The 26,537-nt window shown below is 44.7% G+C and carries 25 protein-coding genes, 1 tRNA gene and 1 pseudogene; 3 read left to right on the top strand and 24 right to left on the bottom strand.

Annotation, left to right across the window (positions count from 1 at the left end; translation table 11 throughout):
• Nucleotides 1–36: 36 nt before the first annotated feature.
• The 19 genes and pseudogenes from RLN88_RS12860 to RLN88_RS12770 all read right to left on the bottom strand — a co-directional run bounded on the left by RLN88_RS12860 (nt 37) and on the right by RLN88_RS12770 (nt 19,600).
• Entirely contained in the window at nt 37–360 is a 324-nt protein-coding gene (locus RLN88_RS12860; protein ID WP_350221812.1) for a GIY-YIG nuclease family protein, read from the bottom strand.
• 197 nt (nt 361–557) lie between these two features.
• The gene (locus tag RLN88_RS12855; protein ID WP_350221811.1) at nt 558–1,319 is read right to left on the bottom strand and encodes a sterol desaturase family protein; all 762 of its coding nucleotides are present in this window, start codon (nt 1,317–1,319) and stop codon (nt 558–560) included.
• Between the two features lie 155 nt (nt 1,320–1,474).
• Complete coding sequence (locus RLN88_RS12850) at nt 1,475–3,232, bottom strand: hybrid sensor histidine kinase/response regulator (protein ID WP_350221810.1); 1,758 nt, start codon at nt 3,230–3,232, stop codon at nt 1,475–1,477.
• A gap of 42 nt (nt 3,233–3,274) precedes the next feature.
• The gene (locus tag RLN88_RS12845; protein ID WP_350221809.1) at nt 3,275–3,694 is read right to left on the bottom strand and encodes a hypothetical protein; all 420 of its coding nucleotides are present in this window, start codon (nt 3,692–3,694) and stop codon (nt 3,275–3,277) included.
• Nucleotides 3,695–3,871: 177 nt separating this feature from the next.
• A complete protein-coding gene (locus RLN88_RS16750) occupies nt 3,872–4,018 on the bottom strand; it encodes a helix-turn-helix domain-containing protein (RefSeq protein WP_502880107.1) in 147 nt (48 codons plus the stop codon).
• A 60-nt stretch (nt 4,019–4,078) separates the two neighbouring features.
• A pseudogene (locus RLN88_RS12835) lies at nt 4,079–6,832 on the bottom strand (sigma 54-interacting transcriptional regulator); the annotation flags it as partial.
• Between the two features lie 75 nt (nt 6,833–6,907).
• Nucleotides 6,908–7,546 (bottom strand): response regulator, encoded by a 639-nt coding sequence (locus tag RLN88_RS12830; RefSeq protein ID WP_350221808.1) that lies wholly within the window; start codon nt 7,544–7,546, stop codon nt 6,908–6,910.
• 12 nt (nt 7,547–7,558) lie between these two features.
• Nucleotides 7,559–9,328: a hybrid sensor histidine kinase/response regulator gene (locus RLN88_RS12825; RefSeq protein ID WP_350221807.1), complete on the bottom strand. Its 1,770-nt coding sequence runs from the start codon at nt 9,326–9,328 to the stop codon at nt 7,559–7,561.
• A gap of 18 nt (nt 9,329–9,346) precedes the next feature.
• On the bottom strand, nt 9,347–9,790 hold the full coding sequence (locus tag RLN88_RS12820) for a response regulator (RefSeq protein WP_350221806.1): 444 nt from the start codon (nt 9,788–9,790) through the stop codon (nt 9,347–9,349).
• On the bottom strand, nt 9,783–11,435 hold the full coding sequence (locus RLN88_RS12815; protein ID WP_350221805.1) for a sensor histidine kinase: 1,653 nt from the start codon (nt 11,433–11,435) through the stop codon (nt 9,783–9,785). The genes RLN88_RS12820 and RLN88_RS12815 overlap by 8 nt, the downstream gene beginning before the upstream one ends.
• A gap of 132 nt (nt 11,436–11,567) precedes the next feature.
• The gene (locus tag RLN88_RS12810) at nt 11,568–11,789 is read right to left on the bottom strand and encodes a hypothetical protein (RefSeq protein WP_350221804.1); all 222 of its coding nucleotides are present in this window, start codon (nt 11,787–11,789) and stop codon (nt 11,568–11,570) included.
• Nucleotides 11,773–11,937 carry a hypothetical protein gene (locus RLN88_RS12805; protein ID WP_350221803.1) on the bottom strand — a complete coding sequence of 55 codons (165 nt, stop codon included), beginning with the start codon at nt 11,935–11,937 and terminating at the stop codon, nt 11,773–11,775. The genes RLN88_RS12810 and RLN88_RS12805 overlap by 17 nt, the downstream gene beginning before the upstream one ends.
• Before the next feature lie 65 nt (nt 11,938–12,002).
• Nucleotides 12,003–12,323 (bottom strand): rhodanese-like domain-containing protein, encoded by a 321-nt coding sequence (locus RLN88_RS12800; RefSeq protein ID WP_350221802.1) that lies wholly within the window; start codon nt 12,321–12,323, stop codon nt 12,003–12,005.
• 254 nt (nt 12,324–12,577) lie between these two features.
• Complete coding sequence (locus RLN88_RS12795) at nt 12,578–13,207, bottom strand: Crp/Fnr family transcriptional regulator (RefSeq protein ID WP_350221801.1); 630 nt, start codon at nt 13,205–13,207, stop codon at nt 12,578–12,580.
• Between the two features lie 100 nt (nt 13,208–13,307).
• Nucleotides 13,308–13,493 carry a YgaP family membrane protein gene (locus RLN88_RS12790; RefSeq protein ID WP_350221800.1) on the bottom strand — a complete coding sequence of 62 codons (186 nt, stop codon included), beginning with the start codon at nt 13,491–13,493 and terminating at the stop codon, nt 13,308–13,310.
• Between the two features lie 143 nt (nt 13,494–13,636).
• Complete coding sequence (locus tag RLN88_RS12785; protein WP_350221799.1) at nt 13,637–13,942, bottom strand: hypothetical protein; 306 nt, start codon at nt 13,940–13,942, stop codon at nt 13,637–13,639.
• 27 nt (nt 13,943–13,969) lie between these two features.
• The gene (locus RLN88_RS12780; protein WP_350221798.1) at nt 13,970–17,167 is read right to left on the bottom strand and encodes an efflux RND transporter permease subunit; all 3,198 of its coding nucleotides are present in this window, start codon (nt 17,165–17,167) and stop codon (nt 13,970–13,972) included.
• Nucleotides 17,168–17,195: 28 nt separating this feature from the next.
• On the bottom strand, nt 17,196–18,266 hold the full coding sequence (locus RLN88_RS12775; RefSeq protein ID WP_350221797.1) for an efflux RND transporter periplasmic adaptor subunit: 1,071 nt from the start codon (nt 18,264–18,266) through the stop codon (nt 17,196–17,198).
• 20 nt (nt 18,267–18,286) lie between these two features.
• The gene (locus RLN88_RS12770; RefSeq protein ID WP_350221796.1) at nt 18,287–19,600 is read right to left on the bottom strand and encodes a TolC family protein; all 1,314 of its coding nucleotides are present in this window, start codon (nt 19,598–19,600) and stop codon (nt 18,287–18,289) included.
• A gap of 150 nt (nt 19,601–19,750) precedes the next feature.
• On the opposite strand from RLN88_RS12770, the gene RLN88_RS12765 reads away from it, so the two are divergent.
• Entirely contained in the window at nt 19,751–20,245 is a 495-nt protein-coding gene (locus RLN88_RS12765; RefSeq protein ID WP_350221795.1) for a hypothetical protein, read from the top strand.
• A gap of 120 nt (nt 20,246–20,365) precedes the next feature.
• Here RLN88_RS12765 and RLN88_RS12760 read toward each other — a convergent pair.
• The 4 genes from RLN88_RS12760 to RLN88_RS12745 all read right to left on the bottom strand — a co-directional run bounded on the left by RLN88_RS12760 (nt 20,366) and on the right by RLN88_RS12745 (nt 23,847).
• Nucleotides 20,366–20,439: transfer RNA gene (locus tag RLN88_RS12760), tRNA-Thr, on the bottom strand.
• Nucleotides 20,440–20,621: 182 nt separating this feature from the next.
• Nucleotides 20,622–22,637 carry a DUF349 domain-containing protein gene (locus tag RLN88_RS12755; protein ID WP_350221794.1) on the bottom strand — a complete coding sequence of 672 codons (2,016 nt, stop codon included), beginning with the start codon at nt 22,635–22,637 and terminating at the stop codon, nt 20,622–20,624.
• Between the two features lie 47 nt (nt 22,638–22,684).
• Nucleotides 22,685–23,263 (bottom strand): YqgE/AlgH family protein, encoded by a 579-nt coding sequence (locus RLN88_RS12750; RefSeq protein ID WP_350221793.1) that lies wholly within the window; start codon nt 23,261–23,263, stop codon nt 22,685–22,687.
• Nucleotides 23,263–23,847 carry a MiaE family protein gene (locus RLN88_RS12745; protein ID WP_350221792.1) on the bottom strand — a complete coding sequence of 195 codons (585 nt, stop codon included), beginning with the start codon at nt 23,845–23,847 and terminating at the stop codon, nt 23,263–23,265. Before RLN88_RS12745 ends, RLN88_RS12750 begins: the two co-directional genes overlap by 1 nt.
• Nucleotides 23,848–23,889: 42 nt before the next feature.
• Here RLN88_RS12745 and pdxH point away from each other — a divergent pair, with 42 nt between their 5' ends.
• Nucleotides 23,890–24,534, top strand: coding sequence for a pyridoxamine 5'-phosphate oxidase (gene pdxH / locus RLN88_RS12740; protein ID WP_350221791.1), 645 nt, complete (start codon nt 23,890–23,892; stop codon nt 24,532–24,534).
• On the top strand, nt 24,534–25,727 hold the full coding sequence (locus RLN88_RS12735; RefSeq protein WP_350221790.1) for a glycosyltransferase family 2 protein: 1,194 nt from the start codon (nt 24,534–24,536) through the stop codon (nt 25,725–25,727). Before pdxH ends, RLN88_RS12735 begins: the two co-directional genes overlap by 1 nt.
• Here RLN88_RS12735 and bshB1 read toward each other — a convergent pair whose 3' ends face one another.
• A complete protein-coding gene (bshB1, locus tag RLN88_RS12730) occupies nt 25,728–26,489 on the bottom strand; it encodes a bacillithiol biosynthesis deacetylase BshB1 (RefSeq protein ID WP_350221789.1) in 762 nt (253 codons plus the stop codon).
• Nucleotides 26,490–26,537 lie beyond the last annotated feature (48 nt).

The raw sequence follows: 26,537 nt of genomic DNA, 5'->3' as shown, positions 1-26,537 counted from the left end.
CATGCTGAGGCTAGCCGACCGCACTTGTTTCAGCATCTATTTCTGACCAGCTGCTCCTCTTATGTCTTCCTGAGCAAACCAGTCAGCAGCTAAATCTTCAAGGTCAGGATTGTGCTCTTTAATCAGATTCCACTTCCACTCCTTATGCCAATTTTTGAGCTGATGTTCTCTCTCAATCGCTGACCTCATATCAGGGCACTTTTCAAAGTGCATCAAATATTTAAGTTGATACTTGCTAGTATGGGAAGAACCAATGCCTGCTTTATGTTCTAACGTTCTTCTCTCTATGTCATTGGTGGAGCCTATGTACAGGGATGTACGCTTGTAATTTGATAGGATGTATGTATACCCGTATTTCACACTTAAATTTAAGCATCAATTTAGACCCTGAAATAAATTCAGGGTGACGAAGGGGTTTGCTCAGGGTGACGAAGGGGTTTGCTCAGGGTGACGAAGGGGTTTGCTCAGGGTGACGTCCGGATTTTAATATAGCAGAAACAACAATAGAACGTCATGCTGAGGCTAGCCACCCGCACTTGTTTCAGCATCTGCTTTCCTCATTGCTTACCTGTTGCCTGCTCAAACGATGCATCGTAATCTTCCCTCACCGTTCCAAACAGCCTGTCCCAGATGAGGGTATACAGGCCATAGTTTCCGTGGAAGCGGGCGTGGTGCTGATTGTGAGCCACAGAGGTGTTGATGTATTTTCCGATCCACGTTTTATGAAAGCCGGCCGGAAAGAGCTCATAGCCCAGGTGGCCATACACATTGTAAATGATCTGGAAGATCATGAAGAGCATGATCACAAAGGCATGGGTAGGCACAGTGAAGGCCAGTATCAAAATAATGGCGGCCTCAATGAAGGCTTCCAGCGGATGAAAGGCATAGGCTGTCCAGGGGGATGGGTTGGTAGAGAGGTGATGGATTTTGTGGACGGCCTTGAAAAGTTTTGGGTGGTGCATGAGCCGATGTGCCCAGTAGAAGTAAAAGTCGTGGATGAAAAACATGGGGATAACCGTGAGCAACCAGTACCAGACGGTCTTGTCACTCAGTGAAACGTATAGCAGCGTGTATGGCCTGAGCACGAAGAAGGTCAGCAGCGCAATAATGGTAAAGAAAAATACGGTCAGCAAAGAATAGAGCAGGTCTCTTCGATAGTCAGCCGTTCTGGGAAAAGCCTGCTGGATTCTTCGGGTCAGAAACCTGGAGCGAAACAGTACATAAAAAACTAAAAAAGCCAACCCGGCAGCCAGCAGGTAGCGTATCCCAATATTGAAATATACTTTTGGGAAAAGATCCGTCAACTTTTCTAACTCCATCACCCTTCTAATTTAATCAGTGGGAAGCGAATTTGGTGATCCCAATCAAGAATAAAAAAGCCCATCCACCAGCTGGCGGACAGGCCCTCACCTAATCACTGCCTCTGAGATAGAGGCATCTCACCTAAATATTTTGCTGCAAGTTTCTTTTTGAACTAGGCCACCGGCATTTTTACCATCACCCTGGTACCCTCTCCTCTTCTCGAATCAATGTTGATCAGCCCATTCGACTTTTTTACCCGATGCGTGATATTGATCAGCCCGTTCCCTTTGGTGGCAGACATTATATCAAACCCATTGCCATCATCCTCTATTGTCATACTTAGGATACCACCATCATGATTCAGGGTAATGTCGAGGTTTTTTGCCTGACTGTATTTCACCGCATTATTTACAGCCTCCTGCACCACACGAAATACCTGCCGCTTCACAAATTTCGAAATGGCAGACTCATCAATGTTGCATTCAAAATTCAGGTTCATTTCTTCAGGCAGGCAAAGGGTCAATTTCTCCAGCGCATACTGCAATGAAATATCATCAATATGCTTTACGGAAATACCCGTGACCAGGCGGCCTAGATCAGCTATTCCCTCTTGTAAAATATCTGTTGCCTTGGAAACCAAAGGCGTACAACTATCGCATGGTTCCATCTTGCCCAGGTACATGGAAGCCGCATTTAGCTTTTGTCCCAGGTTGTCATGCAGCTCTCTGGCTATCTCATTTTTGGATTCCTCATAATATTCCAATCGGGAGATGCTTTCCGTGGATTCTTTGGTAATATCTACTATGATCCCATAAAAAGTATTGCCTGTATCATCCCTGTAATCAGGGCGAAACAGGATTTCAAAATAGCCATGGTTCTTCTCATTCAGCATGAAGCGATGTTCCATCCTGTATTCCCGCTTCGTTTCAATGCTGTTATTTATCCCATCCAAAAACATGTCCCTGTCCTCTTTCTTGATCAACCGAACCAGCCTACCCAGGGATATCTGACTGGAATGAAGGCCAAGCATCCTCATGAGGTTTTTGGAACATGTCACCAAGTCTAAATCCACATCGTATTCAAAACTGCCTGCCCTGGTAAGCTCCTCGGTTTGATACAGTACGTACTGCGACTTTTCCATTGTGGCGATGGCATTCTTGCGTCGGGTAATGTCCCGTACCTGCCCCAGTATTCCTGAGATTTTTCCATCAGTGAAAATGGGGCTTTTAGTGACTTCCAGACATACCCGCTCGCCCTTTTCATTGAGGTAATTCAACTCATAGTGGGACGATACGCCTTTATCCAAAATGTGCCTGTCATCCCTGATGAATTGTTCACTTTTATGCATCCAGTTGAGCTCATCGTCCGATTTGCCTATCAGCTCAGCTTCACTTCTCTCATAAAGCCGACAAAAAGCGGCATTTACTCGCTTGTACCTTCCGTCAGTGTCTTTGATAAACACCGGGTTTTCCAAGCTATCAAATAGCGTATCAAACATCTGAGAAGTCTCATCGTGCTTTTTTGCACAAGCTTCATACCTCTCTTTGAGGCTATGGTGGTATAGTGCCTTCCTTACTACCTGGGGAAGTACATTCAAACATGTCCTTTTTACAAATTCGTTTGCGCCTGCTTCCAGCAAACCCACTCCCATCTCTTCACTGATGGAACCTGACACAACAATTATCGGAATGTCGGTGACCTCACGGATGTATTGAACTGACCGAAGGCCATCATAATCTTTGAGATTGTAATCGCAGAGGACCAGATCGTATTCATGCAAGTCTTCTGCCTTCAATTCTCCCTCTGTGTCTATTATCCGCATGGTATAGCTAATACCGGATTTTGATAATATCCCCTGGGTCAACAGCACATCATCCGGATCATCTTCCAGCATGAGTATCCTGATATCACTTTCCCAAACGCCTTCCATATTCATTTCCATTTACTAGTTCTAGTGTCTTATTCTAAATAATTAAATAGGACTGTGGTGATCTTTTCCGATTTTTCCGAGCCAGTCTTTCGCTTGTTTAACAGATTGAAATACATTGGCAGGGTAGCTCAGCTTATTTAACCGGATGTGCTGTTTCAGAAAAATCAAATCGGCCAGGCTGTCCACTACATAGACCTCTGCCAACCGATAGGTGTTTAGGTCACCACTCTGCCCCCATGCTTTCAATGCATCGAAGCTGAGTATGCACTCTGACGATGTGAAGTCAATCATAAAAAACACTTTGGTGTCCAAAAACTGACACAACGCTTCAATATGCTCCCTGACCATGCGGCTGTCAATCATGGGGCAGCCGGGGGGAATGAAAAACGCAGAATGCACACACTGATCCTCTACACTGTGGGTGCCGGTCTTCAGCTCTATTTGATTCTTTGAAACTGTCACGCAAAACCCTATACCAATGGGTGTGCCAGGTATATAAACGCATAGAATTGCACATGTAACTATCTGGTGATCAGCAGTATTAAATATGCATAAGTAAAATGCTTATCAATATAAATCCACGAAATACCAAGGGTAAAACCGGTATAAATAGTTGAGGCCGTGAAATACCGTGGATACTTATCGGGGACGTTTTATGTTAAACTTTTTCATTTTGTCCCTCAGGGTACTGGGGTTGATTTTCAGCTGCCGCGCTGCGCCCTCAGGCCCTTCAATTTTCCAATGGCATTCGGACAGCACTTTTCTGATATGGTTTTCCTGAATCACATCGAGTGAATTATCATGTTCCCACTTGTCCCTTGTCGCCTCACTGTCTACAATTTCAGGTAGTTCCAGGCTGTTAGCCGGGGATAGAATAACCGCCCTCTCCACAATGTTTTCAAGTTCCCTTACATTGCCGGGCCAGGCATAATTTCTCAAGAAGTTCATCACTGATTTTGACACGGACTGTATCTGCTTGCTATGCTTCACATTGTACTTAGCTATAAAATGCTCCACAAGGATGGGGACATCATCGGGTCGTGAGCGCAATGGCGGTATCTCAATAGGGAAGACATTCAATCGGAAATAAAGGTCCTCTCGAAATTTCCCATCCTTTATGGCCTGATCCAGGTCTTTATTGGTGGCGGTAATGATCCTAATATCAATTTTCTTTGGTTAGGTACTCCCAAGTCTCTCCACCTCTCCCTCTTGCAAGACTCGCAAAATTTTCACCTGCAGGTCTATGGGCATATCGCCAATTTCATCCAGAAATATAGTACCTCCATCTGCCAGTTCAAATTTCCCGGGCTTCTCCACAGTAGCTCCGGTGAAAGCTCCTTTCTCAAAGCCAAAGAGCTCACTTTCGATCAGGTCTTTGGGAATGGCGGCTGCATTCACTTTGATCATGGGTTTTTCTGATCGCTTGCTGATGTTGTGAATGGCACGTGCGATCAATTCTTTTCCAGTACCCGTTTCTCCTGTAATCAGGACCGTAGCACCGGTTTTAGCCACCTGCTCCACCTGGTTGAGCACTTTACGAAATGCAGTACTCTTGAAAACCATATTCTCAACATCATGCTCTTGCCTGATTTCCTCCCTCAGGTAGATGTTTTCCTGCTCAAGTTGGGCTTTTAGCTTTGCTACTTCTTCGTATGCACTTTCCAGTTTTCTTCTGCTCAAGGTTTCTTCGGTGATATCTCTGGCACTTACAAGAAGGTGTGAGACTTCATGCTCTTTAAAGATTGGCTGTAGCAGGATGTCAGTTACCAATACGGCACCATTTCGTTCTATTTCCTGCTGGTAATGGATGGGTTTTCTGCTTTTTATTACTTCAAGATATTTTTGGTGACGGTTGTCTATTTCTGTCTGATCCAACTTCATCACTTCCCGAAAAAGAACCTCACTGGACATGCCCAGGTAATCTTCCCTACTCAGGTTAGCCCCAAAAAACTTGTTGAGACGTAAGGATGCCTCGTTTATTTCATCCACTACATATCCATTATCTTCCAGCTTCAGCAGCAGCATAATATCGGTGGATGCATTGAAGATACTGGAGAGTTTTTTTGCATTTAGTTCCAGTTCTTGCCCTGCCCTTTTTTGGACAGTGATATCCATAGCTTGCACCAGGATATTTTCAATTTCGCCATTGGAATTTCTTATCAAACTATAATGTGATTGGGCATAATGCATATTGCCCATTGGGTCTTTGAACTGATCTTCTACAAAAAGAGGTTGTTCGTCCCTTTTTAATTTATCCAGCTGTTGCTTTACTTTCCTCTGCATTTCAGCATTCCCTTTCCAGCCGGGAACATCCCAAAAAAGCTTTCCTATGAACTCATCCTCAAAGACTCCTTGAGTCTTAAGAGCAAGTTCATTTATATGGGTGATCTTACAGTCCAAATCCAACAGAGCACTGAATTGAAACTGCTGGTTAAAGACGTTTCGGTAGCGTCTTTCACTTTCTTCCAGTTTCTCACGCGCTTTCACAATCTCGGTAATGTCCCTGCCCGTGCTTTGGTATTCAATTACCTCGCCATTTTCATTGAACAGCACCCTATCCGTCCACTCCTGCCACCCAGTGGAGCCGTCAGGTAGTTTTACGCGATGAATTTTGGTGGCTGTTGGGTTTTTCGGTGTGAGGGATTCAAGCTTATGGATTACCTCTTTCTGATCCTTTTCATCAATTAACTCGAAAAAGCTGGAACCTATCACTTCTTCTTCGGTTAAGCTAAATTTTTCACAATATGCACGATTAGCAAACGTACGAATGCCCCCCGGCTTCCATCTCACGATCATCTCCTCCTGATCCTGAACGATTGAGCGAAACAGGTTTTCACTTTGCCTGAGCTTCTCTTCAGACTCTCTCAACTCGGTGAAATCCTGTGTGGTACCTAGCATTCTTATCAACTCTCCGCTATCATCTCGGATCATCCTACTATGAGCAAGCAGGTGTTTTACCGTCCCGTTTAGGATCACGCGATATTTAATTTCGTTGGTTGTTGGGCCATTTTTCGCCATTGATTTCTGAAACTCTCTCTCCACTCTCTCTTTGTCGCCCGGATGAATAATTTCAAAGAAATGCTTATTCAAATCAATGGAGGTATTCGGGTCAAGTTCAAAAATTGAGAATAAGTGATCATCCCATGTCAGCCGGTTTTCCTTTGGATACCAATCAAAAGACCCTAACCTGGCAGAGTCCAGTGTAAGCCGCAGACGTTCTTCACTTTCGCGCAAAATGAACTGGGCGTCCGTCCGCTTATCTATGATGGTGCCTCGTACCAGGCTTTTTGTAAAGGGAGGAAAACGGATCAACCGTACTTCACAGGGAATTTCATTGCCTTCCTTGTCAATGTGGATCCAATCGAACACTGGATTAGCCCCTGCCAGTGCCTCTTGGATGACTTGCCGACTATAGGCTTCTGCTTCATGTCCATAGATATTTGCGGGGCTGAGTTCGTAAGGACTTTTCTTCAGTATTTCCTCTTTCGTCAGATGGAAAAAATCAAGTGCTTTGTTGTTGCATTCAACAAAATGACCCTCATCTACATTCAGGATGACTACTGGGTTAGGTGAATCTTTGATTAATAGCTGGTAATCCATATAAAAATGAATCTTCCTTAATTGGAAGATTCTAATAAGTTAATGAAAATTTCAAAGATTAAAAAGAACGGCAGGTTAAACAAGGTTTCGCTCCACAGCGTACATCACCAGCCCTGCCACATTCTTGCATCCGGTCTTTTCCAGGAGGTTTCTTTTATGGGTTTCTACCGTGCGGATGCTGATGAAAAGTTTATCTGCAATCTCCTGGTTTGAGTATTCATTGGCGATGAGCACCAGCACCTCTTTTTCACGCTCAGAAAGTTCGGCTTCAAGGGTGAGTCGTTCTTTGGGCTTCCTACCGGCAATGTTTCCAATGATTGTTTTGTATACTTCCTCGGAATAGTGATCCCCTCCGTCCAGGATTTTTTTGATGGCTTGCACCAGCTCGTCCTTGGTAGATTTCTTTAACACATAGCCATTGGCTCCCAGTGCGATCATTTTGTTGATATAGCCCGCTTCATTGTACATTGAAAGCACAAGCACTTTTTGATCAGGATGGTTTTCCTTTAGGGCTTTCATGAACTCTAAGCCATCCATTTTGGGCATGTTGATATCTGTAAGGATGATGTCGTATTCATTCTCCCTCAATAGGTCCAGTGCATCGAGCCCGTTTTCAGCTTCATCTTTAATTACGAATTCCTTATCACCTTCAAAATAAAACCGAATGCCGTCTCGTATAATCTGGTGGTCATCCACCAATAGCAGTGTTTTCATGTCATTACTTTTTTAGCTCACCGGTACTTTCACATTGATTCGAGTGCCTTCCCCTATTTTTGAGTCTATATCTACTAGCCCGTTGCTGCGCCTTACCCGATGGATTATGTTTTGAAGCCCATTCCCAGTAAGTACTTTTTCTTTGGAAAAACCTTTTCCATTATCGTCAATTTTCAGGCTCAGAACCCCACCCTCCTGTAATAGGCTTAATTGAACCTCAGATGCTTTACTGTACTTGACGATATTGTTTAGCGCTTCTTGTACGATCCGATAGATTTGTGCCCTGACGAAGGGGGAGAGTACTTTTTCATTTATATTGTATTTCCTATTGATCAAAATATCTTCCGGCATATATCCAATAAGTTTGTCTATGGCATAGCCCAGACTGTGCTCCTCTATTTGCTTTACAGAAATAGTATTGATGAGGTATCCGAGATCGTCTATAGATTCATGGGCGAGATTCCTCACTTTTAGCAGGTCTTTATTGTCTGGGATATTATCCGAAATCTTGCTGATAAACATAGAAATGGCATTCATTTTTTGCCCCAGGTTGTCATGAAGTTCACGTGCGATCTCCTTTCGGTCACGTTCCTGCCTTTCCAACTGATAGATTTGGTTATCATGTTCGGATGTTACGTCCACGATAGTACCATAAAACCTCTTCCCCTTTTTGTCTTTATAGTCGGGGCGCAATACTACTTTGAAATAGTAAATGAAACATTTCTCTCCCATTTCAACCCTGAAACGGTGCTCGTTATGATACTCCTCATAATTCTCTATGGCTTTGCTAATCCCCTCTACAAAAAGTCCACGATCTTCTTCTTTGACTAGCTGCGTCAACTTTCGGAATGAGATCGTATCGCCTGCTATCTGTAACCTGAGGATATGCTTTAGGTTGGAGCTGCAGCTAATCAAATCAAGTTCAGCGTCGTATTCAAAACTCCCAGAGCGTGTTAGCTTTTCGGCCTGGCTCAGGATGGATTTGGCTTTCATGGTTTCGTCCAGAAGTATCTTTCGTGTGGTGATATCATGGAACTTGCCGACTATACCGGTCACCTCATCATCGATAATGAGGGGTGTTTTGGTAGCTTCAAGTACCTTTCTTTGATTATCGATGGTCATTTCCACTTCATAAGTCACCGGCTTACCGGATAGCTTTACATACTCATCCTGTTCTTTGGATTGCTCGGCAATTTTACCGGTGAACAACTCCGTATCTGTGTGTCCTACCAATTCTGCCTCATGCATTTTGATGAATTCACAAAAAGCCTTATTCACTTTTCGGTATCTCCCGTTGGCATCCTTTAAGAAGATCAAATCTTCGAAGCTGTCAAAGATGGTATCCAGAATAAGGTTTTTCTCCAAAAGCTCTCTTTGAAAACGCTGTTTTTCGCGGGTCATGGAGGTCTCCTTGATGACCCGCTCAATTGCAATTGTAATTTTTTTAATGTTGGATTTTAGAACAAAGTCATTTGCCCCGGCGCGCAGTAAGTCAGCAGCCAATTCTTCACCCACCGTTCCGGATAGTAGTATTATCGGAACAGCCTCATCAAGAGTTCTGATATATTTAATAGCGGAGAGGCCATCATAGTCCTTCAGATTGTAATCTGTAATGATCAAATCATAATCTGAAAGCTTCAGATCAAAGAATGACTGCTTGGATGATACGAAATCCAATTCATGGAAGATGTCTGATTTCTTCAGGGTGATCCGGAGAAGATCTACATCATCTTCATTGTCCTCCAGGTAAAGTATTCTGATCGGCTGTTTTTTATTATCCATGTTCAACCTTTCTTCTTATCAATCAGGGGTTTTGTTGATCATGACCCAGTACATACTCACTTCATTGGCCATATCCATAAATTTGTTGAAATTAATGGGCTTCACCACATAGCTGTTCACTCCCAGTTCATAGCATTTTTCCAAATCTTTATTTTCTCTGGATGATGTCATAATTACCACCGGTATTGTTTTGAGTTCATCATCTTTCTTTATCACTTCCAGTACTTCTATTCCACTTACTTTGGGCAGTTTTAAGTCCAGCAATATCAGCTTTGGTTTGGTCAATAATTCACGCTGCGCATACGCTCCTTTCCTTAGCAGGTAATTCAGCGCTTCTTCCCCATCTTTCAGCCATATAACATCATTCACAACATTGCCCTTTTTCAAGGAACGCATGGTAAGCTCTGCATCATCCGGGCTGTCTTCCACCAGGATTATTTGAATTTCCCTTAATTCAGTCATTGACCTGCTTTTTAAATTTCAAGAAAAAAGTCGCCCCGGCTCCCTCTTCACTTTTCGCCCATATTTCACCATCATGCATACTCATGATCTTGTGGCACAGGGCCAGCCCCACACCTGTCCCTTCAAATTCCTCATCCGCATGTAGCCTTTGAAAGACCATGAAAAGCTTATCAGCATATTGCATATTGAACCCGACACCATTATCAGTTATTTTTATCAGATAAGAGTCGTCGTATTCTTCTCCAGCTATTTCTATGGCAGGAGATTCTTCTTTAGAGGAATATTTGATCGCATTGGATATCAGGTTCGCGAATACCTGGTTGATCATTTCCTTATCTCCGTGAATTTCCGGTAGTGGACTCACTTCGATGAAGGCTTTAGACTCTACAAAAAGATGATCGATGATGTCCGTAATTACTCCATTCAGGTCTACCTTCTTGAAATTCGTCTGCTTGCGATGCATCCGGCTAAAAGCAAGGATATCATCAATCAAATCCCCCATTTTACGGCTATTGTATGCAATACGATCGAGGTATCTTACTGCTTCCTCATCAAGCTTGGACCGGTAATCCTCCTGAAGTGCTTCTGAAAATCCGTTGATCGCCCTAAGAGGCGCCCTCAGGTCATGGGAGATATAGTAGCTAAACGACTCCAACTCCTGATTTGCGGCTTTCAGCTCGCTTGTCCTGGCATTCACCTCCTCCTCCAACTTTTCCCGTGATTTTTTTCGTTCAATTTCGAGTTGCTTACTAGCATCAATATCCATTACATAGCCCCTTATACTTACTACCTCATCACCCTCTACCTCAGGTATTCCTATTGCTTTTGTCCAGAGCTGACTGCCATTTGGTTTCGTCAAAAGGAGCTCAAGGTTATACTTGCTTTTGGCAGAAATAGCATTTGCTATTGTATCCTGAATTAGCTTTTCCTGCCCTTTATACATTTCTAGACTTGCTTCCAAATCAATTGGCGTTCCTAAGGGAATTTCATAAATATCGTATAAGGAATCACTCCAGCTAACCACATTGGATTTAAGGTCCAATTTCCAGGTACCAATCTTGGCAATACTAAAAGACTCCTGAAGAATGCTATTTAACTCCTCCGCCTCAGCGACAGCCTTGTCTACCTGTAGCTGCAAGGCTTTCGGGCTTTTGAAAGTAAGCGCAATTGGGATGGATTTTATCATCAGACCTACGGTAGCTACAGATACCACAGCCGTGATGGCCCGGACAAATCCGCTAAAACGGTATATGGGCTCCCAAAAGATTATTGCGTCTATAAGGTGTGTAAAACCACATGCCAGGATAAAAACACCGAATGAAAAAGTGAGTAGTTTAAATAACCCCAAATCACGCCTCCAGAGATAGATGAATAGCATAATGGGGATGGATAAATACGCTGCGAATATGGTGAGGTCAGAGATAATATAAATCCACCCATCCGTAGCAGACCATGTCCCACAGGTCCACCGGGCAGGCCAGTTGGATGTGGTCAATAAATTTGCAAAATATTCTCCTGTAGACGGGTTTTGAACCTGCTGTACTGAGCAAACTGAAACAGATTGCTCTGGTATTGGTAAATCTTCATCACCCTTTGCACCAACCAATAATGGGGCAAGAGTTAGTAATCCTGATAACCGCTTCATAATACTGGTCTTTGGTTAAACTCACAATCAGGATGATGATTAATCTACCATTAAAAGTAACGGAAATTAATTAACTGAAACCAAAGATCAGATTACTAATTAAGAATCGGTCGCCAAATTTGAACCGTTGGATTATGCGTGTCTCTTTATGATGCGTTGGATGATCGAAACAATCAAATACACCCATGGCGCACCATGAAAGATCAAATCAAGAAAATCCAAGGGCTGCATACCTACCGCGCCACCTGCGAGCCATTTGAGCTTGCCCCAGATATGTGGCTCAGGGAAAAATGGAGCAAGGCCCAGAGTAAGCGAGGCGATGATGGCCATGGAGAGGTTATTGTTTGGCTTCAAGGGCTTTCATTCGCTTTTCGATTTCCAACAATTTGTGAATGATGATGATGTGTGTTCGCTTGGCATCTATGCCAACCACACTTTCGGTACTGGCAATCATCTGCTCAATTGCCTTGTAGTCGTCTTCTGGTATGCTGATATAATCCATGGTTGTATTTAGTTATGCGAGGTAGAAAACTCCCTCACGAATTGTAAAAATCTGTCAGGTGGTCGCTATCTATTTGTCATGGCACTGTGTGCGTTCCATGCGCCAATGCCTCCGATCAGGTTGTATAATCTGTCAAACCCCATGGCGGACATCATGTGACATGCCTGACCGCTTCGGTTTCCGCTCCTGCAGTAAATCAAATAGGCTTTTGATTTGTCCAATTTCTCCACTTCATTTCTAAAGTCAGGATCGAAAAAGTTGATCATGACATGGCCCGGGATGGATCCTTCGGCCAGCTCCTGCGGGCTCCTAACATCCAGCACCACGTGATCTCCTTCTTCCATCAGGGTTGCAAACCTGCTTACTTCGATGTTTTCGTAATTCATATTGTTCTTTTTTTACCCTGTAAAGGTACAAAATCGGGATCGCGAAGGTCGTAACAATTGTTACACGGGGGACTGTGAAACAAAAAAGGAGGCCACCTCACCAAATGGCCTCCAAATCACACTCTAACTACTAACTCAACTATTAATACAGTCATCCTTAGATGACCTTATAATCACACACTAAATAACGATTTCTACATTATTCACGGTGTAACATTTGTTACATTGGCTCTGATAAAACAATGCCTGAAACTTTAAAGAATCTCGATTTTATTTCTGTGCTGTTCTATTTTTCCTTCCCGCTCCAGGCCTTTCAATAGTCGGGAAATGACCACCCGGGAAGTGTTGAGTTCATTGGCAATTTGCTCGTGGGTTTTGTGGATTTCATAGGAGCCGGTCGCCTGCTTGGTATCAAGCAGATATCTGTACAGGCGCTCATCCATCTTATGGAATACTACACTGTCAATCGTCATCAGAAGCTCATCGAAGCGGGTCTGATAGGCACCAAAAACAAACCGGCGAAAAGACTCATATTTTTTAATCCAGGAATCCATGTAGGTCATAGGGATCATCCAGAGGGTGGAGTCTTCTTCTGCCATCACTTTGTAGGAGGCCTTGCGCCCCTCAATGCAGCAGGTGATGGACATGGCGCAGGTTTCACCCCCTTCCAGGTAGTAAAGAAACACCTCATTCCCGTCAGGGTCCTGTCTCATGACTTTAAGCAGTCCGGAAAGCACGATGGGCATCTCATTGCCAGGGCTATCCGGACTGATAACCACATTACCGGCAGACACTTTCTTCAATCTGCCGATGGTCACAATTTCGTCTATCAGCTTAGGCTCAAGACCTGTATTCTTTAGGATTGCATCAATGTGTTCCTGCATGGTTGATTGTTTATCTAGGATTTCCGGATAGGAAAATTAGCAGATATTTCAAACTATCAACTTAAGAATGACAATCGATGTAATTAGGTTCAAATGGTCCTCAGTCCTTTACTCCCAGCTTTGCAAGAATATCCTCCATCAGGCACCATTTAGTCATGGACGATTGAAGAAGGTTAGCTCCCACAAATGCCGTGAACCACAGCCAATTGATATTGACATAAATGGCCAACCATAGGCTGATAAGGATAAATGAGCCTGCTATGGCTCTGATTAATCTGTTTTTCATGTGTATATAATTTGGTTTTTAAAGGCCACATGGAATGTCCGGATAGGTTGAAACTGCATCAAATCCTGATTTTTACCCGGATATTCATCTTCGGTTGGTATAGCTCGCTTTATGGACATTTCATACTCTTTATTAATTGGTGGTTAAATACTTTTTTTGATATCCAGCACTAGCGCATGAACATGTGATTTCGATTCCTGTTCGTCATTCAATTTTTTGATTGCATCTAGAACTGCATCCACATGTTGTTTAGCTACAAAAGCGTAGAAAAGTGAGGATCTATGCTCGCCTGTGCCAGACGCAAACCAGTTGTCTTCCTGAGATTCTTCAGACAGGTCTTTGTACCCATTCACATCCATATGTGAATAGGCTTTCACCTGATTGTTTCTCAGAAGCTTTTTGATGTCTTCCTCGAAAGCCTTTACTGCTGTTATGATTAATAATTCCATGATTGATGTGTTTTAGTCTTATATGGTTTACGCCTCCCACTTCTTTCGTTCGGTCATGTAGTAGATGAGTGGTACCACAATGAGGGTGAGCATGGTCGACACAATTGCTCCGGCCACAAGCGAGATGGCTAATCCCTGGAAGATCGGATCGAACAGGATGATGGAAGCTCCGATCACCACAGCTCCTGTGGTCAGCAAGATGGGTGTGGTACGTACTGCCCCTGCCTCGATGATGGCCGTTTTCAAGTCTACCCCGTCCTTCAGCCGTATTTCGATGAAGTCAATTAGTAGCACGGAGTTTCTTACCATCACCCCTGCCAGCGCTATCATCCCGATGAAGGAAGTTGCTGTAAAAAATGCTCCCAGCAGCCAGTGTCCCAGCACGATTCCGATCAATGAAAGCGGGATGGCAAGCATCATCACAATCGGTGTTTTAAAGTTTTGGAACCAGCCTACGATAAGCATGTAAATCACAATAATTACCACCACAAAGGCTCCTCCCAGATCCCTGAAAACCTCCAGGGTGATTTGCCACTCTCCGTCCCATTTCACTGTGAAGTCTGATTCATCGTCCGGCTGGCTCATATACAGCTCGGTCACGCTATAGCCTTTAGGCAAGTCCATCTCCTCCAGCTTCTTCGTCATTCCGAGGATAGCGTAAGCGGGGCTTTCCAACTCACCTGCCATATCGGCAAGCACATATACTACATGCTTCTGATCTTTGCGGTATATGGTCGGCTGAAGTGTAGCTTCCTTCACTTTCACTATATCAGTTACAGGCACCATCTGACCGGTCGTGCCTCTCACCTTGAGGCTTTGTATGGCTTCTATACTGGCCTGGTCTTTATCTTCCAGCGCCATGGTGATCTCTACCGGATTATCGGCACGCTCGTCATAAAGTGTCGAAATCGGGTGACCTCCGATCAGGTAGGTCAGGTTGCCCACCACCTGCTGAGGAACGATCCCGTACATCATGGCTTTCTCGCGATCCACATTCAGTTGGAATTCGGTTTGCGGGGCTTCCACATTCCAATCCACATCTACCACATCCTGTGTATTCTCAAGAATTTCTTTCACTTGATCGGCCACTTTAATTTGCTCTGCATAGTCCGGGCCATATACTTCAGCTACCAGAGTTGACAATACCGGAGGGCCAGGAGGTACTTCCACAATTTTGACATTGGCACCATATTTCTTAGCTATTTTCTGTACTTCCGGTCTCACACGAGACGCAATGGTATGGCTGTCATCCGACCGATGCTCCTTATGGAGTAGATTGACCTGGATATCCGCCATGTTGCTGCCTCCCCTGAGGTCATAGTGCCTCACCAGCCCATTGAAGGTGATGGGAGCAGAAGTACCGGCATACGCCTGATAATTGACCACCTCGGATACTCCAGACAAGTACTGAGCAATCTCTGTAGTCACGGCTGCAGTTCGCTCCAGCGTGGTTCCTTCCGGCATATCAATCACCACCTGAAACTCGTTCTTGTTATCGAACGGAAGCATTTTTACCACCACCGATTTAGTAAAGAACATAATCATTGATCCAAAGAGTAGCACTACTGTGATCCCAAGCATTACCCATCGCTTCACTCCACTTTCCAGAAATGGTTTTTCGATCTTGTTGTACACCCGATGGATCCAACCACCCCCATGATCATGATGGCCTTCAGCTTCCTTACCTGATTTTTCTTTTTCTCTAAGGAGGTGATAACCTAAATAAGGTGTCACAGTGAGGGCAACAAACAACGAAAGCATCATGGCAATAGAGGCTCCAATCGGCATAGGACTCATATAAGGTCCCATCATTCCTGATACAAAAGCCATAGGTAGAATTGCGGCTATCACTGTGAAAGTTGCCAAAATCGTGGGATTCCCCACTTCATTGATCGCATAGATGGCTGCTTGCGCAAATGGCAGTCGCTTCGACTTGAAATGGCGGTGCATGTTCTCCGCAATGATGATACTGTCATCCACGACAATACCCACCACGAACACCAGCGCGAACAGGGTGATCCGATTGAGCGTGTAACCCAGCATGTAATAGCTGAATAGCGTCAATGCGAACGTCAAAGGAACCGAAAGGAAAACCACCAAGCCACCTCGCCAGCCCATTGCCAACATCACCAGCACAGTTACCGCCACGATCGCTACACCCAGGTGAAGCAACAGTTCCCCTACTTTGTGTGAGGCAGTTTCACCATAATTTCTGGTGATCTCCACCTCCACATCATCCGGGATCAGGGTTTTTCGAAGGTCCGCGACGCTCTCCAAAATTTTGTCTGACACCTTCATCGCATCCGCACCTTTTACCTTTGCTACTGAGATGGTAACGGCCGGATAGGTGGATGGGCTTTCAGAATATTCTTCATTGGCTTTTCCATAACCAAATGCTACATAGTCTTTGGGTTTGGCTGGGCCATCCAATACGGTGGCTACCTGGTGCAAATACACGGGCAAGCCGTTATTTACTCCCACTACGATCCCTTCCACATCTTTTGAAGAGGAAAGGAATTGTCCCGTTTTCAATAAGAACTCCTCATCTGACTGCACAAACTTGCCTGATTGGGAGCTGCTGTTGCTGGCTTTGACCATCTGCATGATGCTGAGCACATCCACGCCATTTTCTGCCATCTGGTCTTTATCTACTACGATTCGTAGCTCTCTTGGCCTGCCACCGATCTGCTTGGTGATGGCCACATCTTTGACCTTCTCAATTTCCGAAGTGACTTCCTCCGCCAGCAAACGAAGCTGATAATCGTCGTAGGATTTGCTCCAAAGTGTCAATCCCAGCATAGGTACATCATCAATGGAGCGTGTCTTCACGATGGGTTCGAAAACGGTTTCCGGGAGAATTCCCTTGTACTTCATCAACTCGTCATAGAGCTTCACATAAGATCGCTCTGTATCCTCGCCCACATAAAACTGGATTACCATCACGGCCATGCCATTCATGGCCATGCTATGCACATGCTCCACCCCTTTGATGTTGGAGATGATTTTTTCCAATGGTTTAACTACCCTTCGCTCCACCTCCGTCGGAGTAGCTCCCGGATAGCCCACCATGATGTCGGCCATCGGCACAATGATCTGTGGCTCCTCCTCCCTGGGGATGAGAAAGGAGCTGTATACACCAATGATCATCAGCGCCACCATCAAAAGCACTGTCAGCTTTGAGTGGATGAAAAAGTTGGCAACTTTACCTGATATTCCTTCTTGCATTGTTTCTTTTTTTAAAGGTTTGCCCCTGTTACTGTACCGATACTTTAGCTCCATTGAAGAGCTTGCCTTCTGCACTGACGATGTACTTCTCACCTTCTGCCAGGCCAGACAAGACTTCCACTCTTTCGTCCTCCTCTTTTCCCAGTCTCACCCATCTAAGCACTGCGGTACTTTCATCACTGATAGTATAGAGCCCCGTCAATTGGCCGTTTCGAACCAGAGCTGATGCGGGGACAACCGGTGCACTTTTAGCTGTTCCTTCAGTTGTAATGTCCACATTGACGAACATGCCAGGAAGCACCCCTTCAGCATTTCCAAGATCAACCTTCACTAGAAACTGCCCTCCTGTATTCTTTGCGGATGGACTTACTTCCTTCACCGTACCTTCCAGAACCTTATTATTCGATTTGATGATCACCTGTGCGGCTGCTCCGACCTTTACTTCTGAAATCTGAGACTCAGGAACAAGCACCGTTGCTTCGTATTTCGAAATACCCTCCACGGTTACCAGGGGCATTCCCGGATTGGTTATGTCTCCAACCTTCACGAAGGTATTTGCCACTACACCAGAAAAAGGTGCTCTCAGATTGGTATAGGCGAACTGCGCATCCACTTCAGCTTTCATTTGCTTAGCCGCTTCAAGCCCGGCCTCCGCCATTTCAAACCGGGTGGTCATGTTTTCCAGCTCCTTTTCAGAAGCGCTTCCCTTTTCGAATAGCACTTTGAATCGCTCCAAGTCCTTCTTCGCATTTTCAAAGCCGCTCTGAGCCTGGGCAATGGAAGCGTCCACTTGTGCCCTTTTTGCGCTCAAGTCTGTGCTGGAAATGGTCAATAGCAAGTCGCCTTTGGATACTTTATCGCCAGGCTGCACGCTCACGCTGCTCACATTGCCCATCATGCGTGTGCTGATGTTGGCGCTGCTTCCGGCTTCCATTTTTCCACTCACAGAAACGACCGCTTGTTCCTGCTGCGATTTCGCAACACTGGCCTTTACTGAAACAGCCGGTAGCTCCGCAATGGAGTGATTTTCCGATGCACCGCACCCTGCCAGGAATCCTGCTAAAACCGGTGCAATCAATATGTACGTTACTCTTTTCATTTGTTTTATGTCTATGTCTCTTATTGTCTTGTTAAAAAATGGAGGTACTCTTTTGAGAAGTTGTACTCGAATACCGCCTGCCTGAATTCCAGTTCCTTATTGAACATTTGGGTCTCTGCCGTGAGTAAATCGCTGGTTTTTTCGAGCCCCTGTTCAAAGCGATCCTTTCGTACTTTATATGCTTCGCTTGCCTGATCAAAGGCTAATTCTGATGATGCTATCTTCTCAAGTGCATCCAGAAACATCCTGTTTGCCTTGCTCAATTCAGCTTGCTGTTGCGCACTGTATTGTTCCTGTTCTACGCGTGCTTTTAAAGCTTCAATCTTAGCCTTGTTTGCCTGTGCTATCTGCGTGTATCCTTTGAAGATGTCCCAGGAAAGTTTGGCGCCAATTACATAACCGGAAGCATCGAACCCCAGCGGCTGGTTATCATATAGCTGAAAGCTCCCAAAGGCGTTGATTCTTGGCAAAAATTTCATACGGGATGATTGCATTAGACTTTCGTATCCCTGCACTGACTTGTTCATGGCCAGCAAATCCTTTCTTCCTTCGGGTAGCATCATCGGGAAAGAAGACTGCTCATATTCCATGGCTGCACGTTCTTCAGGTTTATAGGTCACCAATCCTGGTCTCTCACCAAGCAGGATAGCCAACTGATCAGAGGTATTCTGCACGTTGGATTTCGCATATCTTAATTGATTTTGAACCTCATTTGCTCTTACCTGTACATCGAGCAAGTCTGCTTTTTGCAACATGCCTTGATCATAGTAATCAGTTATCATGTCCAGTGCTTCCTGAGAGGTCTGAACAGCCCTTTCAAGCACCTGCACAGCTTCGTAGGCCAGCTGCAATTGCATGTACCACTTCACTGCTTCCAGCTCCAGGTACTCTTTCATCCGCCCGGTTTTGAGCTCATAAGCTTCCTTCTGGATTTTGGCTGCATTTCGCCCATATACTCCATCCAGATTTAATAGAGGTTGAAGAATTAGAATCTCCGTGGCAAAATTCTCCACGTTATCGGGATCATTAAGCAAGGCCGGGTTGAAGTCAGCCTGAGTCAAAATTTCCTGGTTCAGCTTGGAGCCGAAGGCCATCAAGGGGTTATTGGTGGTGATGCCGGTATAGGATGCCGAAACCTGTGGCAAGTAGAGTGAATTCGATTGCTGGTAATCAGCTCCAGCCATCTCGGCCTGCATTTCAGCAATTCGTATCTGATGGTTTTCAGCCGCTACCTGCTCAAGCAACTGCGTCTTTGAAATCATCAACGTATCCTGCCCTTTTGCAAGCACTACTGCCAGCACCATCACTCCTGCTATCAACTGTTTTTTGTCCATTTTTAAAATCGTTTAAGCAAAAGTACGTGGGTGATAAAGCGGAGATTGTAACGTTTGTTACAGAGGAATAGCAGTAGATACAGAGTGAAGTAGCAAGAACCACTGACATTAATCATTTTTTCCAATGCGTCATTGCGCTAGCTTGGCATCATGTCAAGTTTTAAGATACGCCCCCGGTTTAAGCATATTTACAAGGGGAATAAGGAGGAACTGGAGAAGCGAATAGTGGAGAATCTGGAAAAGGATACTCAGTTCGTTCACAACTTCTTGCCAGGACATGTATACATCAAAATACATCCCAACCATCAGCATTTCTGGTCACCGCAGCTTCACCTGACCCTTGAGCAGGAAGACGATCAGGTGATTGTCAAAGGTCTGTACGGACCCAACCCGACCGTTTGGGCTATTTTCTTCTTTAGCTATGTGGCTCTTGGCATTCTCACCATGTTTATAGGCCTATGGGGATTGACTCGATTCAGTCTGGGGCTCGACGCATCTATCTTATGGACAATTCCAATTTTTGCGATAATCGCCATCATCCTGTATTTCTCAGCTCAGGCCGGACAAAAATTAGGGGCACAGCAAATGTTTGATATTCATCATTTTTATGAAAAGCTTTCTGGAGACCGTGTAAAGGTTGATTAAAGCGAAAAACCCTCTTATTCCTCCTGCTCATATAATTGAGTTAGGGGAGATCGAATTAAGGTTGATTAAACCGAAAACAAAAAAGGCACTCACGAAATTCGTAAGTGCCTGATTTTCAAGAGCCCCCAGTCGGATTCGAACCAACGACCTACTGATTACAAGTCAGTTGCTCTGGCCAGCTGAGCTATGGAGGCAATATCTTATATAACTACACCTCTCGCTTGAGGTGGTGAATTCCAAGTCAGTTGCTCTTGTCGAACCGTCGAACCGCAGCTGAGCTATGGAGGCAATATCTTATATAACTACACCTCTCGTTTGAGGTGCTAAAAACGGTTTGCAAAAATAGCAGGGTGCTGCTATTTCGCAAACCTATTTTTCAATTTTGTGCAGAAATTGCTGCAAGTTGAGATTTTAAATCTTCCAACTCATTTTCCGCCTGACTAATTCGCTCCTGCATCTCTGCTTTTAACTTGTCTGCTGTAGCTGATTCAGCAAAGAATTCCATGTTGGTATTCCATGTCGAAATATCATTTTCGATACTTGATATCTTGCGCTTAATTGAATGCTCTTTGCGATGGAGCTTCTGATCTCCACCAGGTGTATTCTTCAACCTGCCCATCGCTATGTGATTTCTCAAATCCTGACGATCATCCTCATGAATGGCTTCATTGGAAAGCACCTTCTCTTTCACAGCATCAAATCGATTTCTTATTTTCTTAATCGCATTCTTCGGTACAAAACCGATTGAGGTAAAGTTGTCTACCAGATCATAAATATCATCCAGGTTTACATCATCACCAGCTCCGGCCTCTTCCAGTTGATCGCATATCTTTAACTTCAACTGAAGATTGTCCTCAAACGCCTTGAATTGATCCTGATTCTGCTCCCTCCTTCTATTGAAGAAGTGATCACAGGCAGCCTTAAACTTCTTATAGGTTTCGTTGCGAACTTTTTCCGGTACAGGCCCAATATCTTTCCACAATCCCTGCAGGTGCTTGAGTTTATCCGCTGTAGAATTCCAATCGTCACTATCTTTCAGCTCCTCCGCTTTTTGCACTAGTTCGAGCTTCTTCTGCAGGTTCTCATCCCGCTTAGATTCCAGCTCTTTGAAGAATTGGTTTTTGCTGGCAAAGAACCCCTTAAACGAATTCCAAAATGCCTTATTTATTTCCTTCGCCTTTTCTCTGGGCACTCCTCCTATTGCTTCCCATTTTTTCTGAATATCCAAGATCGCCTTGGTTTTATCATTCCACTCAGTGATGCGATCAGAGTTGAATTGCGTGAATGTCTCTACTTCTTTGATCAACTCCTGCTTTTTGATCAGGTTAGCTTCAAACTCCACCTTCAGGTGATCAAAGTATTCCTTGCGCTTTGCATAAATCGCATCGGAAGCCGCTTTAAATCTTTGCCATAGTGGCTCTTGATTTTCTTTTGGCACAGGGCCAATATGCTTGTATTCATCGTGAAGCTCATTGAGTTGGATGATAGCTTCCTTCATATCCTCCATCTCATTCAAGGCTTCAGCTTTCTCACAAAGCTCTTCCTTGAGCTGCATATTTTTCTTTCTGTCCAGATCCTTGAGCTCAAAGTAGATACTTCTGTTGTCGTAGTATCGGTCTAGCAGGGCATTGTAGTTGGCCCAAAGTGTTTTATTCTGTGCGCCAGGAACAGGGCCGGTTTTCTTCCATTCGTTCTGAAGCTCCCGAATGGAATTGATGCTATCGGATGACTCTTCCCCATCTACTATATCCCGCAGCTGATCCAGCAGTCGTTCCTTTTTCTTTAGGTTGTCCTCTTTCTGATTCTCAAGATCTTTGTAGTGCTTGTTTCGTCTGGCCCTCAGTTGGCCGTAAAGGGTAGTAAATTCTTTATCTAATTCATCACCGTGGTACTCAAAGGCATCTGCCTCATTGCCATCAGTTACAAATTTTTGGAGTGCCTCATTTTTGGAGACTTCATAGAGCTCATCAAATCGGGGCTTAATGGCTTTTAGCACACGGTCGAGAGACCGGATGTTTTCTTCATTTTTAATCTCCCGAATTTTGGCTACCAGCTCTTCTTTATCGGCGTGCTCAAAGTCTAATACCTCCTCCTCTTCTTCATGCTCCTCATCGTCGGCAGGTTTATCCTCCTCTTCCGATTCTGCGGATGAAGGTTCGGGGTTATTTTCCTCCGCTTTCACAACCTCCTTCTCCTCCTCAGCTTTTGCCTCTTCGATTGGTTTTTCCTCCTTTTCTTCGTCCTGAGGTTGCTCGTTCGCCACGTCACCTTCCGTTTTTTCCTCCCCTACTTCCGGTTCTTCGTTTCGTAATTCAGCTTGATTCTGAACTTCCTCAGGCGTTTCATTATTAGTTTCTTCAGAAACGTCCTGCAATTTCTCTGCGTTATCCATTATGGAACCTATTACTTTTTTCTATGACACAAAGCTAACCAAATACCCTAATTCATGCGGGGATCTTTTGGATAGTTAGACATGAGGCGGAATTTTCCACCCATGGTTTGTAGACACGCTTTCCATAGGTCTTGGTTGTCCCAATCAAAAATCATCTCGGGGGTGGGTTTCTTGAGCACGATCCATGATTTGGCTTTCATTTCATCCATGAGCTGCCCGGGAGCCCAACCAGAATACCCTATGAAAAATCGAATATCTTCCGGCTGAATGGTGCGTGTATTCATCATTTCTGTCAGCTTATTGAAATCTCCACCCCAATATGTCCCATCAATCACCTGACGGGATGAACTGGCCAACGTGGGGTCACGGTGAATAAAATGAAGGGTATCATGCTCCACCGGGCCACCTATGCAAAGCTTGGCCGGATAGTTTCCGGCCTCATCAATTACTTCTTTCAGTTCTATATTGGCACTCCTGTTTAGTACAAATCCAAACGTACCGTTTTCATCGTGCTCGCATAGAAAAATGACTGTCCGCTCAAAATTAGGATCTGGCAAGTACGGTTCTGAGAGCAACAAGTCGCCCCGCTCCGGCTCTAGAATTTTATCTGATGAAAAATAATCCATTAATGCAATGCTGGTCTGATGGGAAGTGTTTCCAATATTACTCCCTCCTCTTGTTTCATTTGCTCCAATCTATTGTATACCTCCTCGTCTTCAAAATAATTGAGAGCCATTCTCACAAACACTTCTCCATGTCTGGCTTCAGATGCCCAAAGTCGGTGATAAAACTGCTTAAGATCCCCTTCCCCCAGTGCCTCATAGACCAACCTGAAACGTTCCGCTCCTCGCGTTTCAACTAATGAAGCCAGCAGTAAACGATCCATGAACCGCTCTTCCCTGCCATCCCTGCATATTTTCAATAAATCCTGAATGTAATGATCCTTGGGGATTTCGTGATTGAGCTGGATTCCACGCCTTTGCATGATGGAGTAGACATCCCGAAAATGCTCCAGTTCCTCCACAGAGGTATCTATCAACTCTGGAATGATCTCTGTCCTATTCGGGTATTTTGCTACCAGGCTGAGTGCCATTCCGGAGGCTTTTCGCTCACAATCCGCATGATCCTGAAGGAATGCATCGAAATCATTCATCACAGCATCCACCCACTCTTTTTTTGAGTCTACAGTCAGGTCAATTCTAAACTTCATCTAACTTTGATTGTTGTCCCATCAGGCTCCAAAACTAAGAACATGAGAGAAGATATTGCCTCGATACGAAAAGAATACACGCAAGCCGAGCTGGATGAAAGCTCGGTGAATAGGAATCCTTTCGGGCAATTTGAAAAATGGTTTCAGGAAGCTCTGAAGAGCGAGATCATAGAACCAACAGCCATGATCCTCGGCACGACTAATCGGGAAGGGCAACCCTTTCAACGGACAGTCCTGCTGAAGTCCTTTGATACAGGAGGCTTTGTTTTTTTTACCAATTATGAGAGTAGAAAGTCCAAACAAATGGAGAGCAACCCTAAGGTATCCCTGCTTTTTCCCTGGTATATGCTGGAGCGACAAGTGGCTATTACAGGATCGGTGAAAAAGGTATCAACCTCTGAGTCATTAAAATACTTCCTATCACGCCCGAGAGGTAGTCAGCTCGGTGCTTGGGTATCCCATCAGAGCGAGGTAATCACCTCCCGAAGCATTCTTGAAACCAAGCTGGCAGAGATGAAGAGAAAATTCAAAGAGGGTAAAGTTCCTCTGCCAGACCATTGGGGAGGATATAGAGTAGTTCCTGATTCCATCGAGTTTTGGCAAGGGAGACCCAATCGTCTGCACGACCGGATATTCTACCAAAAAGAAGCTGAAAATTCGTGGAACATTAGTCGCCTTTCTCCCTGATGCCTTCGCTATATCTGGAGCGTTACGCTTGGCCACAGGAGCTTTTCCCTTCCTATCAGCCGCATAAAGATCTGGCTCAGATTGTGGTGATCCCATGCTTCAAAGAGCCGGATTTGGTTGGAGCACTGGAGTCGATAAGTGATTGCCAATATCCGAATGGGAAGCTGATAGTATTGGTAGTGCTAAACGAACCCGAAAATGCATCGAAGGAAATCCGACAAGCCAATGAGCAAACACTGAAAGAACTTCAGGCCTTCCGGTGCAATTATCCACTGCTGGTAACCCGGCAAAGGCTACCAGAAAAAAAAGCAGGGGTTGGTATGGCTAGAAAGATTGGGATGGACGAGGCAGTGCGGTTATTCCGTAAGGTCGGAAAAGATGGCCCTATCGTTTGCTATGATGCTGACTGCCGCTGTGATACTAATTACCTGGAAGAAATTGAAAGAATCTATGAAAATCCTGATGCACAAGCTGGGATAGTGTTTTATGAGCACCGGCTGCACAGGGACAATCACGAGGCGATTGTAGACTATGAACTCTACCTCAGATACTATATCGATGCGCTTCGCTATGCGGGATTTCCTTATGCCCATCAGACGCTGGGATCCTGCATCACCGTGCGAGCATCTATGTATGAAAAAGTAGGTGGCATGAATACCCGCAAGGCAGGCGAGGATTTCTATTTCCTCAACAAGACCATCCCTCAGGGTGGGTTTGTGGAAATAAACAATACTACAATTCGTCCGTCTGATCGGGTTTCTGACCGGGTACCATTTGGCACTGGAAAGGCAGTAAATGACCTCCTCAATGCAACGGAAGAGTACTCAGTGTACCACCCCAATACATTTGAAGACTTGAGGCTTTTCTTTCAAAAGGTAGATGACTTCTGGACAAAGGATGAATGGAAAGTGCCAAGAACCATTTCCACTTTTCTGGAAGACGACTGGCAGGCACAAATCCAAACCCTGAAAGGGAAGGTAAGTTCGCAGGAGCAGTTCCGGAAACGATTTTTCCATTGGTTTGATGCTTTCAAAATTTTAAAGTTTGTGCACTTCTGCCGGGACGAATTCTACCAGAATGTAGAGCTTGAAGAAGCACTGGAATGGCTCAGATCAAAACACCTTTTTGTGAAGGGGTCGAAGGAGTCTTATTTGGTGCAGTTGAGGTATTTGGATCGGGAGACTAGAATCTAATCACACCAAATCAAACAAGCTCTTCACACCAAGGAAGTGTTTCACTTTGAAGCCTTCGGCATGAGCCACTCCTAGTCGCTGGCCCCACTCGATGGTGCGCGCCTCCAGCATATTCATGAAGCCCTTTGAGCTTATGTAGGTTTCAGGCTCACTGCTATCAGGATTGTAGAATTGTGACTTGAAAGCCTGGATTGCTGCCCTTCGTTCTTCCATTACCTCAGAGATATCCACCAATATGTCCGGCTCCTGCGATACACTCTGGATTGCAAAATACAACTTCTCCGGCCGGTAAGCTTGCTGTGTTTTTCCTTTCCAGCTTGTCTCTACAGCTTTTAGCCCGGCAATGAAGCAAGCTGTCTCTACTAGGGCTGCACCTCTCCCATGATCTGGATGGCGGTCATAGATGGCATTAGTAATGACCAGCCGTGGCTTGAACCGACGAATCTGCTCTACCACCTTCAGTTGATTTTCCTTGCTATTCTCAAAAAAGCCATCTGGTAGTCCCAAATTCTCCCTCAAAGAAAGCTTCATGATCCTGGCAGCATCAGCAGCTTCTTTGGCTCGTATCTCCGGGTTTCCCCGGGTTCCAAGCTCCCCCTTTGTAAGATCCAAGACTCCTGTTTTATGGCCTTGTTTTTCGTGAGCCAGCAGTGTGCCACCAAAAGATAATTCCACATCATCAGGGTGAGCAACTATGGCGAGTATATCCAGTTTCATAGAGTTAGCATTTTCCAAATTTAATTCCTCCTTAAGGGAGGTCATGTGGGGTAAATTGGTAATCCTCAAATTCACCCCTCTCATCCCCCTCAA

The sequence above is a fragment of the Ekhidna sp. genome (assembly GCF_040223195.1).
GTDB lineage: Bacteria > Bacteroidota > Bacteroidia > Cytophagales > Cyclobacteriaceae > Ekhidna.
The sequence above is the reverse complement of the archived record's forward strand: the minus strand, read 5'-3'. Positions and strand labels throughout refer to the sequence as shown.

What these genes read in the sequence shown, in the direction of transcription:
- RLN88_RS12855 (WP_350221811.1), bottom strand. Translation starts at nt 1,319, where the DNA reads ATGGAGTTAGAAAAGTTGACGGATCTTTTCCCAAAAGTATATTTCAAT.
- RLN88_RS12850 (WP_350221810.1), bottom strand. Translation starts at nt 3,232, where the DNA reads ATGGAAGGCGTTTGGGAAAGTGATATCAGGATACTCATGCTGGAAGAT.
- RLN88_RS12830 (WP_350221808.1), bottom strand. Translation starts at nt 7,546, where the DNA reads ATGAAAACACTGCTATTGGTGGATGACCACCAGATTATACGAGACGGC.
- RLN88_RS12825 (WP_350221807.1), bottom strand. Translation starts at nt 9,328, where the DNA reads ATGGATAATAAAAAACAGCCGATCAGAATACTTTACCTGGAGGACAAT.
- RLN88_RS12820 (WP_350221806.1), bottom strand. Translation starts at nt 9,790, where the DNA reads ATGACTGAATTAAGGGAAATTCAAATAATCCTGGTGGAAGACAGCCCG.
- RLN88_RS12815 (WP_350221805.1), bottom strand. Translation starts at nt 11,435, where the DNA reads ATGAAGCGGTTATCAGGATTACTAACTCTTGCCCCATTATTGGTTGGT.
- RLN88_RS12805 (WP_350221803.1), bottom strand. Translation starts at nt 11,937, where the DNA reads ATGGATTATATCAGCATACCAGAAGACGACTACAAGGCAATTGAGCAG.
- RLN88_RS12800 (WP_350221802.1), bottom strand. Translation starts at nt 12,323, where the DNA reads ATGAATTACGAAAACATCGAAGTAAGCAGGTTTGCAACCCTGATGGAA.
- RLN88_RS12795 (WP_350221801.1), bottom strand. Translation starts at nt 13,207, where the DNA reads ATGCAGGAACACATTGATGCAATCCTAAAGAATACAGGTCTTGAGCCT.
- RLN88_RS12790 (WP_350221800.1), bottom strand. Translation starts at nt 13,493, where the DNA reads ATGAAAAACAGATTAATCAGAGCCATAGCAGGCTCATTTATCCTTATC.
- RLN88_RS12785 (WP_350221799.1), bottom strand. Translation starts at nt 13,942, where the DNA reads ATGGAATTATTAATCATAACAGCAGTAAAGGCTTTCGAGGAAGACATC.
- RLN88_RS12780 (WP_350221798.1), bottom strand. Translation starts at nt 17,167, where the DNA reads ATGCAAGAAGGAATATCAGGTAAAGTTGCCAACTTTTTCATCCACTCA.
- RLN88_RS12775 (WP_350221797.1), bottom strand. Translation starts at nt 18,266, where the DNA reads ATGAAAAGAGTAACGTACATATTGATTGCACCGGTTTTAGCAGGATTC.
- RLN88_RS12770 (WP_350221796.1), bottom strand. Translation starts at nt 19,600, where the DNA reads ATGGACAAAAAACAGTTGATAGCAGGAGTGATGGTGCTGGCAGTAGTG.
- RLN88_RS12765 (WP_350221795.1), top strand. Translation starts at nt 19,751, where the DNA reads ATGTCAAGTTTTAAGATACGCCCCCGGTTTAAGCATATTTACAAGGGG.
- RLN88_RS12755 (WP_350221794.1), bottom strand. Translation starts at nt 22,637, where the DNA reads ATGGATAACGCAGAGAAATTGCAGGACGTTTCTGAAGAAACTAATAAT.
- RLN88_RS12750 (WP_350221793.1), bottom strand. Translation starts at nt 23,263, where the DNA reads ATGGATTATTTTTCATCAGATAAAATTCTAGAGCCGGAGCGGGGCGAC.
- RLN88_RS12745 (WP_350221792.1), bottom strand. Translation starts at nt 23,847, where the DNA reads ATGAAGTTTAGAATTGACCTGACTGTAGACTCAAAAAAAGAGTGGGTG.
- pdxH (WP_350221791.1), top strand. Translation starts at nt 23,890, where the DNA reads ATGAGAGAAGATATTGCCTCGATACGAAAAGAATACACGCAAGCCGAG.
- RLN88_RS12735 (WP_350221790.1), top strand. Translation starts at nt 24,534, where the DNA reads ATGCCTTCGCTATATCTGGAGCGTTACGCTTGGCCACAGGAGCTTTTC.
- bshB1 (WP_350221789.1), bottom strand. Translation starts at nt 26,489, where the DNA reads ATGACCTCCCTTAAGGAGGAATTAAATTTGGAAAATGCTAACTCTATG.